Below are 249 nucleotides of genomic sequence, written 5' to 3'. Positions count from 1 at the left end.
CCAGGAAATGCAGGTATTCGTCCGCATCGCCGAACGGCGCAGTTTCTCCAAGGCGTCGGAAGACCTGCGGATTCCCCGCGCGACCGTCACCAACCTGGTCAAGCGCATGGAAAAACGCCTGGGCGCGCGCCTGCTGGAGCGCACCACGCGCCAGGTGCGGCTGACCCATGACGGCGAGGCCTATTACCGGCGCTGCGTGCGCCTGCTGGCCGACCTGGAGGAGGCGGACGGCGCCTTCCTGAACACCGC

At 67.9% G+C, this 249-nt stretch carries 1 protein-coding gene; it reads left to right on the top strand.

Annotated features, from left to right (window positions below):
- On the top strand, nucleotides 1–249 hold a 249-nt coding region (locus tag SB751_RS33685), incomplete at both ends, for a LysR family transcriptional regulator (protein ID WP_410749456.1).

The organism is Cupriavidus sp. SIMBA_020, assembly GCF_046535395.1.
Taxonomy (GTDB): Bacteria; Pseudomonadota; Gammaproteobacteria; order Burkholderiales; family Burkholderiaceae; genus Cupriavidus; species Cupriavidus campinensis.
This window is presented reverse-complemented; position numbering and strand designations above follow the sequence as displayed.